Origin of the sequence: Aquimarina sp. AU474 (assembly GCF_900312815.1) — a bacterium.
Lineage (GTDB): Bacteria > Bacteroidota > Bacteroidia > Flavobacteriales > Flavobacteriaceae > Aquimarina.
The window spans coordinates 430,988-448,812 of sequence record NZ_OMPE01000007.1 but is presented as its reverse complement, the minus strand read 5'-3'; the positions used below and the strand labels follow the sequence as shown (position 1 = coordinate 448,812).

Here is a 17,825-nt window from a genome sequence, read left to right as displayed (position 1 = left end):
GATTTCACGTTTTTGTTCTTTATGCTGTTTCTCAATTTTACTTGTTTTACGCATTTGAACAATGATCTGAAAAATACAGAAGACTATTGCTCCTATTAGAATATAAATTATAATATCCATGATGATTCTAAGATTTAGTTTTTCTTGGGTATTGTAGCCAACATTTTATCGTACATTTTTTCTGTCATAAAAGTCACAACACGATCTGTTTTGTCTGGATGCCCGCCAGTAAATGGTGGTTTTGGGTCATATTCCAAATTTAGGGCTGTAAATTGGGCATAGTTACGGCCATGAATTTTATCAACTAAAGCAAGACTCATATCGATTCCAGCAGAAACACCAGCGCTTGTCCAGTATTTGCCATCATTGGTGTATCTCTTTTTTACATATTTAGCCCCATATTGCTTTAGTTTTTGTTCGGCTTTATACCAGTTAGTGGTGGCCTGTTTACCTTCTAACAAACCTGCAGCGCCAAGGATCCATGCTCCAGTGCAAACACTTACGGTATATTTGCTGTTTTCATCAATTTTTTTAACCCAATTAATAAGTACTTCATCTTTGGTAGCGTTATAAGTTTCCACAACACCTCCTGGTATCAATAACATATCTAATTGCTCAATATCTTCAATGCTGTAGTCTACTTCAATTTTTACATTATCACTACTGGTTATAATCCCTTTTTTTCTTCCGATCAATATTTTCTTCGTAGGATACATATGATTGAGTACTGATAAGGGTCCCATGGCATCAAGCATAAAATATCCATCATATAATAAGATCCCGATGGTTTTTATAGTATCATTAGGTGATTCATATATGGTAGCCATTAATTCTTTATGAGATATCTTGCTTAGTTCTTCACTAGAATAGGGTGTTCCATCTTTTTTTAAATTACGATCTTTATTTCTGAGAGCTGTTTGATTATTTTGAGTCTCACTTTTTGAAATAGATGTTTTCGTAATTTTGTAAAGATCTGTTTCATGATTTTTGCAACTCAGTAACAAAGTAGCAAAAAGCAATATGTACGTTATTTGTTTCATGATTTTCTTTTTTTCTGATTTAATGTTTTTGATGTTAGTAAATACAAAGTAAAACCTGAAAGAATCGTAAATATCCCAAAGAATGAAAAAGCTCTAAGCAATAGATTATTGAAATTATCCCGTTCCTGATAATCCATTGTATGTAGCATCCATAAAAAATCAAATACTCGCCACTGATTATTTCTAAATGTTTGCACGTTTCCGTAATCCTGTGAAACATATACTGTAGTGTTAACAGGTTTATCAAAAGTGATAGCATATGCGGGAAGTGGTCTTTTACGATACTCATGATGACCACCAGTATCAGTTATGTGTTCTACCTGAGTAATTTTTGCTTTAGTATTTAATTTTTGTTGCGCTACTTTTGTGGCTTCATCCCTAGTAAGTGACTTTCTTCGCTTTCCGCTTAAGGCATCGATCAATACTACTTTCTTTTTTCCTGAAGATTTGTATTGTACACGATAAATGGGGTGCTCTAAAATGGTCGTGAGTTCTAGAGAAATTACACTATCATTTTGATGGATTTGTTCATCTAAAAATGTTTTAGGAGATACATACGAAAGCCGATTAGGAATTCTAGGTGATTCCTTTTTTAAGTTATCACCCCTGATCTCATCAATATTAGTCCAGCTAAAATATAACCCTCCAATAGTCCATAATAAGAATTGAATTCCTAAAACCACACCAAGATATCGGTGCCATTTTCGGGTTAGTCTTACGATTTTACTTTTTTTCATATACGACCTGATTTATATTAAATAGAGAGTGATGTTTTTCTCTGTTTATTTAATTTTTTGATATATTCTATTGCTAACAATATCAGTAAACTAATTCCAAATAAAGGAAAGACTAATGCTAAGATTACAACAATAATCATTACGCCATATCCAATTTTGAAAGCTTCTGGTACTTTTGGAACCCCCCATGTCCCTTTACGTTTTCGTAATACATACGAAATAAGGGCAGAAATACTCATTAAAGTTAGTGCAACCGCAGTACATAACATTAACACCCAATTCCAAAACCCAAATTCTCCTTGATGAAAAGCCATAACCCATATTCTACCTCTCATTAATACACCTACATCTTGCCAATCATTGGATAAAATTTGTTTTCCAGAGTATTGATCAAAATGTATTTTTTTTTGTGATTTAATATCTGATGGATTTTGATTAGAAACACTAAAAACACCTTTCGGACCTTTTGGAAAATGAAGCGTTACGACCCCTGGTAGATGAAGTGCATTAGCTTTTGTTACCATGTCATCTAGAGTTAATCGTTCTTTGTTTTGACTGGATTGTAGTTGTCGTCCTTCCCATGAGGTTGGGTATCCTGTATTTGTAATTTGCTGAACTTTTTTAAAATTATCTCCAAAAACATCTGTCCAAGGAAATCCTCCTGCTAAAATTAGAATAAGCAATCCAGATATCCAGAACCCAGCTATGGCGTGTATATCTCGAAACAATGTTCTTTTTCCTTGATGTATTCTAGGAATAAAAAAACCTTTTAGATCCCATTTACGAGAAGGCCACCAAATATATAATCCGGATAGAATTAGTACTACCATCCAGCTGGCGATAAGTTCTACGATTTTAGTACCAAATTTACCCATTAATAATTCTCCATGTAGTTTTCTTATTTTGAACATGTCGGTTTCTTTACCGATGATTTGTCCAGAAACAGTACCCGAATATGGGTTTATAAATAGACTGCTTTTTCCTCCAAAACGACCAGAAATAAACTCGGTAGCTTGATTAAGATGAGTAGGTATAGTTATTGAATTTAGTTTTTTAGTCGTGTTATGGTTGGCAATTTGCCATTGCTTCTCTAGAGATATTGGATCACCTTGAACTGTTACTTCTTTGATGTGTTTTTGTCTAGGTGTTTCATAATCAGTTTTAAAAAGATATATCCCTCCGGTTATCGAAAGAATAATAATAAAAGGAAGTGAAATCAATCCCGCAATGAAATGCCATTTCCAGAGCCATTTATTTAATTTTTCATTTTTTTTCATAGGGTATTATTTAAATCTGCCAGGCTAATTAACCCCGCAGATAATATGTTTAAAAATTATATCTAGCTCCGAAATGAAATGCTATTGGATTACCGATGGTAAAACTATTTTCTCCTCTGAAACGATTAAATGAGGCTCGTGCAGCATATAATTCATCAAAAATATTTAGAGCATGAGTCCATACTTCAAAACCCTTATAACTTGCAGTGGCTCTTAGATTAAAAACATGATGTCCATCATATGTTGCAGTATCAAAAGTGCCATCTTCGTTCTCCACTTGTCCTTCAAAACTCGTGTTATACTCACCTACCAATTCGTGCTCTGCAGTAACACTAAACCCTAAATATTGATTGATAGCTTTTCTATATGTTATTAATGAAGTACCTAATAGGTTGGGAGCTGTTTCTCTATCTGTATCCGAATAATCAATACCTTGATCAAAGAAATCCACATATCTATGATGTGCATAACTGCCATTATGAGTTAAGGATATTTCTTTTATGGGCGTCCATGTGATACCATACTCTAAACCATATGATCTGGTTTTACCGGCATTGGTATTAAAAAAATTATCGTCTTGATCACGTAACGTGATTAATGTGTTTTCTCCTTCCAAGAGATAAATGGCTGCATCGAACTTAATTTTTGGTGATGATGAAAAATATCCACCTATTTCATAATTATTAAAACGACTAGGTTTTATTCCTTTTAATTCATTTCTATTACGGTATAATGTAGAAACTTGTGGAGGGGTAAAACCTTGTGAATAATTTGCATAAATTCCAGATCTAGTATCAAAGTTGTAGTTTACACCCAATTTGGGAGTTAGGTTATTAAAAGTATCTACAGCATCATCAACACCTACGATTCCATCGGTCAGGTTATCATAGTCATACTCAAAACCATCATAGCGCAATGCCGCTGTTATTTTAAAAGCATTAATTGGCGATATTTCATATTGAAAAAAACCAGCATAATTAAAGATGTTGGCGTCATAATTTAAAATAAAATCTCCAGAATTTATTGTGAAACCAGTATTTCTACCCGTTTCGGGGTCAACAAATATATCTGTTGTTTCAGCCACATATTCTTGAGGAGAATAATCGAAGGTAGCACCAATAATCAAGGAAGAATTCGCAAAATTGAAATCTAATTTGTGTTGCATTAATCCAACATAACTTTTGAATTGATTAGAATTTATCTCTCCAGAGCCAAAACCAGTTAACTGCCCTTGATTTCTAAATTGACGAACTCTATATGATGGATTTTGATCCATTCGATTATCTCTCACAATAAGATTAAAAGAAGTTTTATTGTAATCATTCCAAAAAGTACTTACTGTGGCTCTTACTCTAAATGCGATAGCTTCTCGTTCTGTAAACGTTTGATCACTCTCAAAATCCCTACTATTAAAATCGGCTTCGCTTAAGGACCCTGTCATATCAGATCTATAATCTATAAGATCGAATACTGTGGTCCAATTTGTAGTATCGCTGATATCAAAAACAGTTTTGAAGGTAATAGCTGTTTTTTCATAATCACTATGTTCTATAGGACCATCCTGTCTTTTTCCATGAAAACCTCCCAGATAAAAACCTAAGTTTTTATTTACACTGTCCGAAATTTCAAATTCGTAACGAGAAAGCCCCAAATCATTGGTTTGAAAACCTACACTACCACTTAATTTATCTGATGGATTTTTAGTAATAAAATTAAAACTCCCTCCAATCGCCTCGCTACCATAAATGCTTGATGCAGGACCTTTTAATACTTCAATGCGCCTATAAGAGACGTCATTCATTTCTAATAAGGCATTATGATTAAAAACCGAAGTGGGTCTAATCTGTAATCCATCTTCGAGATATAAAAACAATGCTTTGGTTGAGATGGGGGAACGCACTGCCATAAAATGTTGTTCATTGCTGGCGACTCTAGATGTAGACATGAATACTCCCGGTACTTGATTAACCAATTGATCAATACCAAAAGCTTTGGTTTCTTCAATAGTTTTTGTGTTTATAGTTGCTATAGAGCCTGGTACATCAGAACGTCTTTGTATTTCTCTACTCGCCGAAGTAATCAAGACTTCTTCGAGAATTTCAGTAGTGTCAATACTATCTTTACGTTTTTCTTGAGATGATACTTGTGCATAAGTTATTTGTGTTGCCACTACTGTTATTAGGGCATAGATATATTTTTTCATTGTATATAATGAATTGCAATGATGATCCCTGTAATATTATGGTGTAAGCCATAAGGGATGTCATCTTTCTATTTTTAAAAGATTCGATTTTTTAAAATACCAAGGTGCAGAATAGGTATATAGTAATCTATTCTTTATTGATATCGAAATAGTATTTGTTTAAGAAAAGAAATTATCTGGCGGGTGATCAATATCGTTGGGAATTGATTTTGAATGTACACTCTTTAATTTCCAATTTTGCGTTTGTTCTAGAATAAAAGGATGTGTATTTTTTATTCGAATTGAATTCTCTTGGAAGAAAAGAGGAATAAAAGCTTCAGTACTAACAATGGATTCGGACTTTTCTTTTGAAGGCTGTGTTTTGGCTTTCATTTGAGTCATTAAATAACATTTCCCGTTACAATTAAGTCTGGGTCGTTCTTTATTAACACAATATTTATCTACAATATAATCAATATTAAGTTGATAGTACATTACTGTACTAACCTCCATAATTGGTCTAATGGTGAAAGTTAAAATTAATAATATCGAGAAAAAACCCCTCATTAATACGTGCTGAATTTCATGCAAAAATACAAATAAGTATACTTATTTGATTATATAAATGAGATAAGTTGTTGTTAAATAAGCATGATGTTATAATTTAACAGATGTACTATATATTCTACTTAAACCATTTTCGTATGTATTCATTAGTTGCAGTAGTTGCTTAAGGTTTTTTGGCTGTGTAACATCCTGTTTGATGGCACTTCTTTTACTGGTAAAATAAAGAGTTTGTGTTTTATTATCATAAAAAGGGCAGTAATCCATTTTTTTAGAATTAATTTCTTTGGACAGATTTTTTGCAACACCCCAATTGCCTTCATTATCTCGGTACGAAATGTATAGATCTCCACTACCTAATCCATCTTTTCGCTGGTATCCTCCAAAAATTAAAAAAGATTCATCAGGAGCCACATAAGAATTATACTCATACCCAGGAGAATTCACAGCTTCACTTAATGAAATAGGAAGGTTATATTTTCCGTTTTCCCATGTACTCATAAAAATATCATCTTTCCCTTTAGAGCTATCAGCAGTACTAGTAAAATATAAATTCCCATTAGAAGCGATAGATGGATAGAATTCATCTCCAGAAGTATTTATGGGGCTTCCAATATTTTTTGGTTCTGACCAAGCATTAGAAACCGATGATCTTTCAATATACCAAATGTCTTGATCCTTGGTTTCAGATACAGAATTATCAATAGGTCTGTTGGATACAAAAAAAAGTTTTAGTCCATCAGGAGCAAACATTGCTTCTAGATCCGTGTATTGTCCAGAAAAAGGCGCAACTTCAGGTTTTGACCAGGTGTCATTTTCTTTAGTCACTTTTATTATGGTAGAGAGCTCTCCCAGATACCCTTGAGCTGTAAAATATATTTCATTCTGATCTGGTGAGATTGTAAAATCTCGAACAGTTGGCAATTGCGAAATAATTTCTGGCAATACAGGCTGAACTTTAGATTTTTCTTGACTATATGCGGATGTGGCTATTACAAAAAATAGAAGTATCGATATTCTTTTCATAATTGATTTTGATTGATATAATGGAGAATATAGATATTATTAGCCAAACCAAATATTAAGGTTTTGATAAAATTAAAATCAAAAATGGAGTTTCATTCCTTCATGAGATGATTTAAAACCAAGTTTTTCATAAAAGCGTATGGCTTCTAGACGTTTTTTATCTGTGGTGAGTTGAAGCAAATGAGCGTCTCTTTGTTGCGCGCGTGATATTGCCCATTTGAACATTTTTTCGCCTATACCTTTTCCTCTTTGATCTTTCCGAATTCTAACTGCTTCGATTTGGGCACGGATGCCTCCTTTATAAGTAAGGTATTGAATAAAAGACAATTGTAAAGTGCCCAAGATTTCTAGATTATCATCTTCCAACACGATTAATTCTTGATTTGTATCTTCAAGTATGTTATTAAATGCTTCGATGTACACTTTTGGTAAAGGATCCTGATAACGTTCTCTTGTTTTACCTAGATCATCATCGGCAATCATTTGTACGATCAAGGGAAGATCTTTTAATATTGCTTTTCTAAATATCATAAAACCATAATCATTAATTAGGAAGATATTCTTTGGGAATTGGATTTTGTTTAGACTCCTGACTCCAGTATATATTTACAATCCACCATCTTTTACCATCATTGAGTAATTGAATACTATTAATCCCGCGCATAAAAGGTTCTTTATTGGCTTTACTTTTAAAAGATTCATAGGTACTAAAAACATGAGAAATATTGCTAAATGAGTGAACGACTCGATGTATCTCTTTTTCGAAAAAACCATTTTTTACTAACCATTCTCCTGATGTATTGATATAATCGTCTGGAGATAAATAACGTACTTTAAAAACTCCTTCTTTGTCTTTCCCCGAAGGAATAAGTTTAGCTTCTGGTTTAAAAAGAAATTTGAATAATTGCCAATCTCTTTTTTCTCCTTTTTCTCCAGAAATAACAGCGTATAGTGTTTCGAGAGTACTATCAAGAGATTGTACTTTGGTCATATATGCGGCATTACTTTCTTGTGCTTGTAAAAAAGTATTTATAAAAAGAAAGAGGGTAATTACAATTATTCTCATGATATATACTTTTAGATGTTACTTTACGTCTTCAACAAAAAAAATGGCATTCATATTAAGATCATAAAAACCAAATTCATGTGTGCTCCATGGAGTATTACGTCTTAATTTATTTTCAGGTACCGTACCTCGTTGAACAAATTCATCGAACAGTTTTTGTACATTTTCAACAAAAATTTTGATTACAGACCCTCCTAATAAAGGATCTTCTTTAGTATCTGCGTGCCATTGCAAATGAATTTCTAAATTATCTCTTTGTAGTCCAGAGTACATTTTATCTCCAAATACAAAATCGAAACCTGTTTTTTCTTTATACCAAGCTATATCTCTTTGTATATCTGCAGAGGGCAGTACAGGAACAATTATTGGTAATGAAATAGCCATAATATTTGTTTTTAAAGAAGTACATTGGCAATCAATCGTTCTACCGTAGGATGGTCGTTTCCGCCAGAAGGCTCTATAGTAATATTTATAGATTCGGCATGGTCAATGTATTTCATAGCGATCATTTCTTTACCGGTAGATATAACTCCCATGTCGATCATTTCCCCTTCTACATCTGCCCACATTTGATAAGTATGTTCGTTATCTAATATTGCAAGTCCTTGTGGATTAAGTAATACCGTTTTTTCTTTATGATTTACATAAGTGATGGCACTAGAAGCTGGGGATGCTTGGTTACCTTTAAGTACCAATTGTAATGTATTCGGATTATTGATCGCCTGATACCATTTATTGGTTTCATTCAAATTTTGTTCTAAAGCAACAATTCGATCCTTTAAATTACTAGTCTCGTTTTGTACTAATTGTATTTCATTTTTGGATTGCTGCCATTGCGTATATAACCAACCGCTACTTATCATAAATAAAATAGCGAAACTTGCTGCAACAGCAAGATAAATTGTAGATTGTTTTTTAGCCTGCAACGAAATTGATTTGGTTACAGATTGACTTTGGACAGTATCAAGAATAACGTTTTTTATATGTGGGGGAGGAGTGATGGCATTTTCAAAAGCCATGTTCTGAAAATCACTTTCTATTTTATTAAAATATTCGCGCAATTCAGTATCTTCTTTCAAAATATTTTCAACTTCTAATTGTTGCTCTTTTGAAAGTTCGCCTAATAAATACTGTTCTAGTATTCCCGTATCTTTTATAGAATTCCTATCCATCATATCATCGTTTCTATAATTATCCACAATATAAAAAGTTCTTTCTGGTAAGCCGCTCTTAATTTTTTTAAAGCCTGCTTGATATAAGATTTAAATGTGCCTAGAGGCACATCCATTTCTTTATGTGCTTCTCGATGTGTTAATCCATTAAAATAAACCAGCTCTAATGCCTTTTGATGATGAGGTTCTAGTTGCTTTAAAGAACCGTTTAACTGTAATAGATCTATTGTAGGTTCTTCTGTGCTTTCATTTTTATATACACTCAAATCTTCATTTTGGATGAGCTTAGATGGACTACGCATAGAATTTAATGCAAGATTTTTGGCAATCCTATAGGACCAAGTAAAGAACTTACCTTTTTTTGGATCATATGAATTTGATTTTTGCCAAATTTTAATAAATGTTTCTTGCAGTACATCTTGAGCCTTAGCTTCATTTTTACAAATACGTAAAATAACCCCATACAAAGCAGCAGCATACTTATCGTAAATCAAGGACAACGCAGTGTTATCTTGATTTTGTAGTCGTTTAATAAGCTCTAAATCGTCTTGCATTTTATGGGTAAGGTTATTCAAATTTAAGAAAAAAATAATCCAACCTCATCCAAACCAATTAAACATGTGTATATGATAATACAAAGCGCGCAAAAAAATGTTTAATTATTAAAATAGAAATCATGAAAAAATTAATTTTTATTATCTCAACTCTTGTTTTATTCTTCATCGCACAATCAGTATCTGCTCAAAAAAACAACAAAGATATTGTTGATGTTGCAGTTTCTGTAGATGATTTTTCAACACTAGTCACTGCATTAAAAGCTGCAGACTTGGTGGGAGCTTTAAAAGGAAATGGACCCTTTACAGTATTTGCACCCACTAATGATGCTTTTGGTAAAATTGATTCAAAAACTCTTACATCTTTGTTAGAACCAGCTAATAAGAAGGCGTTGACAGCAATTCTTACATACCATGTGATAAGTGGTAAACTTGCAGCCGGCGATGTAGTAAATGCTTTGAAGAAAGGCAAAGGAAAAACTGTGGTTACCACACTTAACGGAGCAAAGCTAGAAGTAATCCAAAAGGATGGTAAAATTTGGTTGAAAGATCAAAACGGAAAATACAGTCAGATTGTAAAAACTGATGTTATGGCTAAAAATGGAGTGATCCATGTGATTAGTGATGTAGTGATGCCTAAATAAGGCAATACGTTAATATAGATGAGAAAAGCACCACTGAAATGTGGTGCTTTTTTGGTTATCTTATCACTATAAATGTACTTAAAAAGGTAGTAAATCAGGTTCTACAAATTTTTGTTTTCCTATTGTAGATGAAAAAATATCAAATCCGTAGTGGCAGCTTATTAACTCTTTGAAATTGAATTTTAACTTTGGGAATTCTTCTATAAAATCCTGAAAAGTAGAAGACTTTGACTTTTGGAGAAAATTATAAACAATTTTTATAGCGGCAACCGTTACAGTTTTATTGAATTTATCTGGATCCCCATTTACGGTTGCAAAATTTAAAATTTGAGAAGAGATTGCGTCGCAAGCTTTGGTTTGGTCATATTTTTTTAAATATATCCATGCTAGGCGTAAATGTGCTTCATGGCTAAATAAAGAAGGAGATAAACTACCTTTTTTAAATTGTGTTTCAAATTCATAATCTGATAATTCATGATGTTTTTCCATGATTACTGATGTTGTTTTTTATCTGAACTATTTTTTAATTCAATTAAAGTTAATTGCGAAACAGCACAAAGTTTTTCTTTTCCATTGTTAACGATAAAAATATCAGATTTACAAATAGTCAATGTTCTACCATGTTTTATAACGTTTGATTTTCCTATTAATAATTCGCCATTTGCTGGTGCCATGAGATTTATTTTAAATTCAACAGTTAAAACAGATGAACTTTCTTCCATTAAAGAAAACCCAGCATATCCTGCGGTATTATCTGCTATTGTACTGATAACTCCGGCATGAAAAAAACCATGTTGCTGCGTTAAGCTTTCTTGATAAGGTATTTGTATCTCACAATACCCTGGTTGCACATCAATTAGTGTTGCACCAATTAATTTCATGAATTCTTGTCGCTCAAAGCTTTCTCGTACTTTTTGAATATAGTTTGTATGTTTTGGTACAAATTTCATATCCTTAAAATTATAAAACCATAATGAAAGTATTAAAGAAACACATTCTTTTATGATGATGTTTTACTTTTAATATAAAACATAGGTAGTGTAATTTGATATTTAACTACTAATAATCGTATTAATATAATAAATAAAGTAGTACCGATATAGGTTATGTTTTGATGAATACTTAATGAATGCATTATCATAAAACATATACCACCGGCTATTGAAGCGGTTGCATAAATCTCTTTTCTAAAAATAACAGGAATTTCGTTACATAGTATGTCTCTTATCACACCACCAAAACAACCTGTCATAGCACCCAAAGCTACAGAAACAATTGGTTGTAAGTTTGCTTGTATACCCGCTTCTACACCTATGATAGTAAAAATACCTAAACCTATGGTGTCAAACAGAAAAAGAGATGTTTTAAGATAATTTAATTTATTTCTAAAAATGATAGAAAATGTAGTTGCCCCACCAATAAGATATATATTTAGGGTGTTTTGCATCCAGGAGACAGGAGTGTTACCAATAAGTATATCTCTTACAGTTCCTCCTCCAATTGCAGTGACAAAAGCGATAATAAAAATACCAAATAGGTCTAACTTGCGATTCATAGCGCTTAATGCACCTGATATTGCAAAAGCTATAGTACCTAAAATATCCAGAATGTCAAAAAATGTCATGACGTTTAATTTGGGAATAAATTTAGGATATCTAATTGGGATTATAATCTTTCCATTTATATTTTGTGTTTTTTCCTTTTACTTCCATATATATTGTACCAGCTTCCATTTTTAAGATTTCTGGAACAAGGCGATTTGTTAACAACTATATAGCTGTCGCCAAAGAATCTGTCTAGATTTAATAATTATTTAAGATGTCTATAGACGAATAACAATTCTTAATAACTTTAATGTAAGGTTTATGAGCAAATTGCTACTTTTACATCAGATAAAACATACTGATTATGTCTGATACAATAGAAAGAATAAAATGTCTTATAATAGGTTCTGGACCTGCAGGGTATACCGCAGCAATATATGCGGCTAGAGCAGATCTAAAACCAATAATGTATACGGGAATGGAACCGGGAGGTCAATTAACTACCACTACCGAGGTTGATAATTTTCCTGGATACCCAGAGGGTATTGATGGTCCAACGATGATGGTTCAATTACAACAGCAAGCAGAACGTTTTGGTACAGAGGTACGTATCGGAATGGTAACATCTGTTAATTTTAGTAAAGAAGCAGGAGGTATACATAAAGTTACTGTTGACAATACTACAGAAATAGAAGCAGAAAGTGTTATTATTTCTACCGGTGCAACTGCCAAATATTTAGGATTACCTAGTGAACAAAAGCTGCGAGGAGGAGGAGTTTCTGCTTGTGCTGTTTGTGATGGGTTTTTCTATAAAGGTCAGGACGTTGCTATAGTTGGAGCAGGAGATACTGCTGCCGAAGAAGCTACATATTTGTCTAATATATGCTCTAGCGTTACCATGTTGGTGCGTAAGGATTATATGAGAGCATCAAAGGCAATGCAACACAGAGTAAATAATACGCCTAACCTTAAAGTATTGTACAATACAGAAGTTGATGAAGTTTTGGGTGATCAAGTTGTAGAAGGATTACGTATGGTAAATAATCAAACAAAAGATAAGAGTGAAATCGAAATCACCGGATTATTTATTGCGATTGGTCATAAACCTAACACCGATATCTTTAAAGGACAGTTGGATATGGATGATACAGGATACCTAATTACTGAAGGTAAATCTACAAGAACCAATATTCCAGGAGTTTTTGCTTCAGGAGATGTTCAGGATAAAGAATATAGACAAGCTGTTACTGCTGCAGGAACTGGATGTATGGCTGCATTAGATGCAGAACGATATCTAGCAACTATTGAAACAAATGAAAGTGTTTCGGCATAGTAGTACCTAATTTATAATAATAAGAAAAGGTATTCTAGTGTATATTATAACATTAGAATACCTTTTTCTTTTGATCTAATTCAATCTAAGTTTACTGGGTACGTAATCTATATTTTTTTTGAATAAAGTAGCTTCGTTGGCAAATGTTTGAATTGTAACTTTTGGTTCCCCCAAAAGGAAAATTTCTGACTTATCCTTGGCTTCGATATTAATTTCTTCACTGGTTAATACATAGCAGTCACTGGCGCCTTCGGCAATTAAAGAAGTTTTTATAGCATTTAATTTTTCACCAAAAAAATCTGAAGTGTTATCTGCTCTTACCAACATTGATTTCACTTCACCTTCTAGTTTAGCAGATGCTTTTTGATATAAATCAACTTTTAGATTATCAGCTGTTAAAATTCCTTTTAATTCTGAGTTTTCATTTATTTGATACACTACTTCAGTAGCGGTGGCATGGATTTCTGCAGTAGATTTCCCATTAGTTATACAGTTCAATTTTCCTGCATCTGAAGATAAAAATATTTGTGCATAGTCATTAACTTCTATTGAAAGTTGAGGTGAATTTATTGAGGATAATGATTTAGCATTTACTTTATCGTATAAAATGATTTTTTTTAGTTCAGATCCATATAGGATATCCATATTTAAAGCTTTTGCACGACGAATATCTTTATCAGATTTAATTGTAAGAACACTATCGATGACCTCTACTTGTATCGCACGTTGTATATTACTATCTGCTTCAATTTTTACTTGGCTATCACTACTTTCATCTAGTGTGACTTCAAAACCCTCGTATATTTCGATGGTATGAAAACTTTCTATGTTATATTCTTCGGTACTAACAATTTTATTTCCCTTAACTTTTTCTCTTTGACCATATGCGCTTCCTAGTATTAGAAGTGAACATAATATTAGCAGTGATATCCTCATTTTGTGTGAAATTTTATACTGTAAATAACAGTTTTTTTAGTTTTTAAGTATACGCATTGTCGAATACTTGTTACAAATATAAATGACTCTTTTTTAGAAAGAAAATTACATTTTGTATTCGCAAAAAAACAGACCCCATAAAGAGATCTGTTTTTAAATAGCATTTAGAATGTAGATTAAGCAAATAGGGGTAGGATAGAATCGTACTATTTCTTTTTAGCTTCTTCTACTATAGTTCCGTTCTCTCGAACTATAAACTTAATAACCTGATTATCTTTATTTGTAATAAACTCAAAGGTTAATGGACTTTGTTTATGGAAAAATAGGGTTTCATTTTGAGGGTAAATAATTGCTTGCATTTTATCAGCATTTATTTCTAAAAGATTGTTTTTTACAGAAACAGTAACGGTTCCTGTATTAGGAGCTTGATATGTTCCAGCATATTGTAACAATGTCTTATTGGGTAAAGTCACTGTTATTTTATCAGTGTTTTGTGGAGCGGGTTGATGGTCAAAACTTAAAACTCGAGTCATTTTCCATTGATCATTGCTATGTTGCCATACATGAGTAAATTTAGCAACCTCGGTTAATCTTTCTTTTCCTCCATTTTCTGTTACATAAAATAGATGTTTACCGGCAATGATAGCTCCATAATTATTTAGGGGGTATACGTGTACACTTTCTTTTACTTCTTCTCGCCGTACTCTTACATTTTTGTTCCCACAAAGACCATTTTCGACAAGTTGCATCATTTTAGAAAGCCCTTTGGTTAATCCTCCTTTATCATGATAAAACTCAAAATCATCCACAAAAAAAGTTTTAAATACTTCAGTGTTACAGGAGTTATACGATTCCCAAAATTGAGTATCTAATTGTAGAATTGTTGTATTAAGATGATTAGTTTGATTGCTATTATCGTTGGTTTGGGATGTTATACTATGAATAGATAGTAAAACTATTGCCAATAAAGGCAGCATTTTTTTAAATATCATGATGACGCTTTTTGACCTATTTATATAGGTGAATTGATGAATGATTGTACTGGGGATTTCTCTTCAAATATCTGTGATGAGTAGATTTAAGAATATCCTTTGATGAATTTAAAAAACTGCCCGAAAAAGATAATGTATAATAACTTATACTAAACAACAATGGGTGTTTTTCGGGCAGTACTAATTTGATTGGTTAATTGGTTGGTTAGGCGGTTAGGGATTTAATGTCTTCTTACATTACCTCCAGAGTTGTCTACCTCAGATACTCTTTCAGGTTTACCATAATAAATTACATTTCCACCGCTAGTGGCTTTTCCTGTAAATTCATTTTTTGCATGTACTCGTACGTTAGCACCGCTACTTGCTTTAGCTTCTGTTACAAGACTTAAAAGGTCTTCGGCACGTATATTTGCTCCACTCGAAGCACTTGCAATATGATTTTCTACATTTCCTTCAAGATCCATTAAGGCTCCACTTGATACAGATGAATTCACGGTTTGCGCTTTTATTTTCAGCCTTAAATCGGCTCCGCTGGTCGCCGTAAGTGCAATAGCTTTTTGATTTACTTCTTGTTCTGAAGATACGCTGGCTCCACTATTTACATGTATTTTATTAAGCTCGTCATATGAAACATAAACATTTTTTTCATCAGCAAAGTAAATATTCTCGTCTGAAGTTACATATAAGGTATTTCCTTCCACATATATTTCTATATGTTCATGTAAGTTTTCATTAGCTTCTACAATAATTTTTCCATCCTTACTATCTACTAGGATGACATCTAACCCTCTGCTAGCTTTAACCGCATCAAAGTCTGCGTTAATAGTTCTTTCTTTTTTGATTACTTCTCCTTGACCTTTAACTCCGTTAATATTAATATTGCAAGAGCAACATGCTATGGATAGGCAAAGGGTTATTAAAATTTTGGCTAGTGTAGTCATAACTTTACGTTTTAATGTGTTGATTTGATTGTTCGTTTTTTAATTGATGTTCTGATTTATAATCAGTTTAATTATCGGTTTTAATTTCTATTCCGTCCTCGTCTATTTTAACCTTTACAGGCTCGTTATTGAGTTGTACGCCATCTTCATCGATTTTTAGGTTAAAATCATTGTCATCAGAGTTTATGTTGATTTTTACACCTTCATCATCGTCAGAATCTTTGTATTCCCATTCATCTTTATCAGGGCAATCATCACAGTCGAATTTTCCGTTAACAATTTTTAAATACTCTTCTTCTTGTCCTTCAATGGTGATGTAATCATCAAATTTCCAGGTGTTATTGTATCCAGAGGTATTGTCATCAGCAAATACAGTAGTTCCTTCAGGTAACGTTAAAATAACTTTTACCTCTTGATCTCGATATTTATTAGTGTAATCTGTAATTGCATATCCATTTAAAAACAGCGTATTACCCTCGACTTCATAAGAATACTTAAGTTCTTCGGCACGTTTTGATGCTTCTTCATATGATCTACCCTCTGCTTTTTTCTCAATTACAATACTGGCAATAGAATCTTTGGTTGAAGGTTTTATATACACCTCAATATCTTGAACAACGATTACCTTATTACCTTGATTATCCCTTTTGATTTTAAAATCATGTCTATGTTGAAGATGATTGATATATCTACTGTTACCCTGCATTTTTATAGTAAGTGTATCCTTACCATTTATCTGTAATGGTTGTACTTGAGAAATAACCTCGGCGTCATATGCTTCAAGAGTAGCTTGTCGTATACCTAAGATTCCCAATCCTATTAATGATAATATCCATATGCCTAATAGTCCTAGTTTTGCGGGTGTTCCTATTGATTTTAGATTACTAATTAGAATTTTTAATCCAAGTATGAAAAGGAAGAAAAACGGGATTCCTACAGCAAAAAATGTAAGTAAAGACATCAACCAAAGTGGAGCATCTGGATGGTTTCCTACCTCAAAATATTCTACCCACGGTGTATCCATAAATCCAAAAGTTCCTAATGTGAATAGCCCAACAAATAGACTAATTAAAGTAATACCGGCCGTGATGATAAAAATAACTCCTATAAATTTCACGAAAATCTTAAGTAAAAATAACAACACATCGCCTAGAGCATCAAAAAAGGTTGTTGAACTACTTTTTACTTTGCTGCTATACTTTTGATAATCTACATTTTTCACGGTATCCGTTACATCATCAAGCCCTTCTTTGATTTTTTTCTCTATGTTACTAATATTAACGGCTTCACCCTTCATGGCCAAAAAATCTGAAGTGGTTTTTGCTTCTGGAACAAAAATCCAAAACGCCACGTAAATTAGTATAAAGGCTCCACTAGAGAATATGGTAAATAATATCCATGCTAGTCTAATCCACATAGGTTCAATACTCAAATAATGCCCTAACCCTGAACTTACTCCACCAACATAAGAGTTTGTGGTATCTCTAAATAATTGTTTAGATTTTTTTGTTTTTTCATAAGTAGTTTTGGGCTCATCTTCAAATATTTCTTCGTCTAATCGGTAATCTTCAGGTTGTCCCATTACCGTTATAACTTCGTCAACCTCTTTGTTTCCGATGACCTGTCTTTCATCTTTTATTTTTTCACTAAACAATTCGGCTATACGCGCTTCGATATCTGCGATGATCTCATCTCTACCCTGTGAATCCGTAAAGGAACGTCTTATAGCGTCAAGATATCGTTGCAACTTCAGATAGGCGTCTTCATCTATATGAAAAAATATACCTGCTAAATTTATATTGATTGTCTTATTCATT

20 protein-coding genes are annotated in these 17,825 nt (G+C 32.8%); 2 read left to right on the top strand and 18 right to left on the bottom strand.

Annotation, left to right across the window (positions count from 1 at the left end):
• Window positions 1-134 precede the first annotated feature (134 nt).
• The 11 genes from DK508_RS08745 to DK508_RS08695 form a co-directional block, all read right to left on the bottom strand.
• Window positions 135-1,040 (bottom strand): DJ-1/PfpI family protein, encoded by a 906-nt coding sequence (locus DK508_RS08745; RefSeq protein WP_109300365.1) that lies wholly within the window; start codon window positions 1,038-1,040, stop codon window positions 135-137.
• Window positions 1,037-1,777: a PepSY domain-containing protein gene (locus tag DK508_RS08740; protein ID WP_109300364.1), complete on the bottom strand. Its 741-nt coding sequence runs from the start codon at window positions 1,775-1,777 to the stop codon at window positions 1,037-1,039. Before DK508_RS08740 ends, DK508_RS08745 begins: the two co-directional genes overlap by 4 nt.
• A gap of 17 nt (window positions 1,778-1,794) precedes the next feature.
• A complete protein-coding gene (locus tag DK508_RS08735) occupies window positions 1,795-3,054 on the bottom strand; it encodes a PepSY domain-containing protein (RefSeq protein ID WP_109300363.1) in 1,260 nt (419 codons plus the stop codon).
• A gap of 49 nt (window positions 3,055-3,103) precedes the next feature.
• Window positions 3,104-5,257 (bottom strand): TonB-dependent receptor domain-containing protein, encoded by a 2,154-nt coding sequence (locus tag DK508_RS08730; RefSeq protein WP_109300362.1) that lies wholly within the window; start codon window positions 5,255-5,257, stop codon window positions 3,104-3,106.
• Between the two features lie 159 nt (window positions 5,258-5,416).
• Window positions 5,417-5,749 (bottom strand): hypothetical protein, encoded by a 333-nt coding sequence (locus DK508_RS08725; RefSeq protein ID WP_160114621.1) that lies wholly within the window; start codon window positions 5,747-5,749, stop codon window positions 5,417-5,419.
• A gap of 144 nt (window positions 5,750-5,893) precedes the next feature.
• Complete coding sequence (locus tag DK508_RS08720) at window positions 5,894-6,826, bottom strand: PD40 domain-containing protein (RefSeq protein WP_109300360.1); 933 nt, start codon at window positions 6,824-6,826, stop codon at window positions 5,894-5,896.
• Between the two features lie 78 nt (window positions 6,827-6,904).
• Entirely contained in the window at window positions 6,905-7,357 is a 453-nt protein-coding gene (locus DK508_RS08715; protein WP_109300359.1) for a GNAT family N-acetyltransferase, read from the bottom strand.
• Between the two features lie 13 nt (window positions 7,358-7,370).
• Complete coding sequence (locus tag DK508_RS08710; protein ID WP_109300358.1) at window positions 7,371-7,892, bottom strand: hypothetical protein; 522 nt, start codon at window positions 7,890-7,892, stop codon at window positions 7,371-7,373.
• Window positions 7,893-7,910: 18 nt separating this feature from the next.
• Window positions 7,911-8,276 (bottom strand): glyoxalase/bleomycin resistance/extradiol dioxygenase family protein, encoded by a 366-nt coding sequence (locus tag DK508_RS08705; protein ID WP_109300357.1) that lies wholly within the window; start codon window positions 8,274-8,276, stop codon window positions 7,911-7,913.
• Window positions 8,277-8,287: 11 nt separating this feature from the next.
• Window positions 8,288-9,091 (bottom strand): anti-sigma factor domain-containing protein, encoded by an 804-nt coding sequence (locus DK508_RS08700; protein ID WP_160114620.1) that lies wholly within the window; start codon window positions 9,089-9,091, stop codon window positions 8,288-8,290.
• A complete protein-coding gene (locus tag DK508_RS08695) occupies window positions 9,064-9,618 on the bottom strand; it encodes an RNA polymerase sigma factor (protein ID WP_109300355.1) in 555 nt (184 codons plus the stop codon). Before DK508_RS08695 ends, DK508_RS08700 begins: the two co-directional genes overlap by 28 nt.
• Before the next feature lie 122 nt (window positions 9,619-9,740).
• On the opposite strand from DK508_RS08695, the gene DK508_RS08690 reads away from it, so the two are divergent.
• Window positions 9,741-10,262 (top strand): fasciclin domain-containing protein, encoded by a 522-nt coding sequence (locus DK508_RS08690; RefSeq protein WP_109300354.1) that lies wholly within the window; start codon window positions 9,741-9,743, stop codon window positions 10,260-10,262.
• A 78-nt stretch (window positions 10,263-10,340) separates the two neighbouring features.
• Here the strand turns inward: DK508_RS08690 and DK508_RS08685 are convergent, their stop codons facing one another.
• The 3 genes from DK508_RS08685 to DK508_RS08675 are packed head-to-tail and all read right to left on the bottom strand — an operon-like array spanning window position 10,341 to window position 11,886.
• Window positions 10,341-10,751, bottom strand: a complete 411-nt coding sequence (locus DK508_RS08685) for a hypothetical protein (RefSeq protein ID WP_109300353.1) — start codon at window positions 10,749-10,751, stop codon at window positions 10,341-10,343.
• Window positions 10,752-10,753: 2 nt separating this feature from the next.
• On the bottom strand, window positions 10,754-11,212 hold the full coding sequence (locus DK508_RS08680; RefSeq protein ID WP_109300352.1) for a PaaI family thioesterase: 459 nt from the start codon (window positions 11,210-11,212) through the stop codon (window positions 10,754-10,756).
• A gap of 50 nt (window positions 11,213-11,262) precedes the next feature.
• Complete coding sequence (locus DK508_RS08675; protein WP_109300351.1) at window positions 11,263-11,886, bottom strand: trimeric intracellular cation channel family protein; 624 nt, start codon at window positions 11,884-11,886, stop codon at window positions 11,263-11,265.
• Between the two features lie 284 nt (window positions 11,887-12,170).
• Here DK508_RS08675 and trxB point away from each other — a divergent pair, with 284 nt between their 5' ends.
• Window positions 12,171-13,139, top strand: coding sequence for a thioredoxin-disulfide reductase (trxB, locus tag DK508_RS08670; RefSeq protein ID WP_109300350.1), 969 nt, complete (start codon window positions 12,171-12,173; stop codon window positions 13,137-13,139).
• Window positions 13,140-13,214: 75 nt separating this feature from the next.
• On the opposite strand, the gene DK508_RS08665 is transcribed toward trxB, so the two are convergent.
• The 4 genes from DK508_RS08665 to DK508_RS08650 all read right to left on the bottom strand — a co-directional run bounded on the left by DK508_RS08665 (window position 13,215) and on the right by DK508_RS08650 (window position 17,824).
• Window positions 13,215-14,075 (bottom strand): GIN domain-containing protein, encoded by an 861-nt coding sequence (locus DK508_RS08665; protein ID WP_109300349.1) that lies wholly within the window; start codon window positions 14,073-14,075, stop codon window positions 13,215-13,217.
• Between the two features lie 206 nt (window positions 14,076-14,281).
• Window positions 14,282-15,067 carry a DUF4440 domain-containing protein gene (locus tag DK508_RS08660; protein ID WP_109300348.1) on the bottom strand — a complete coding sequence of 262 codons (786 nt, stop codon included), beginning with the start codon at window positions 15,065-15,067 and terminating at the stop codon, window positions 14,282-14,284.
• A 221-nt stretch (window positions 15,068-15,288) separates the two neighbouring features.
• A complete protein-coding gene (locus DK508_RS08655; RefSeq protein ID WP_109300347.1) occupies window positions 15,289-16,008 on the bottom strand; it encodes a head GIN domain-containing protein in 720 nt (239 codons plus the stop codon).
• A 67-nt stretch (window positions 16,009-16,075) separates the two neighbouring features.
• A complete protein-coding gene (locus DK508_RS08650; RefSeq protein ID WP_109300346.1) occupies window positions 16,076-17,824 on the bottom strand; it encodes a PspC domain-containing protein in 1,749 nt (582 codons plus the stop codon).
• Window position 17,825: the final 1 nt, after the last annotated feature.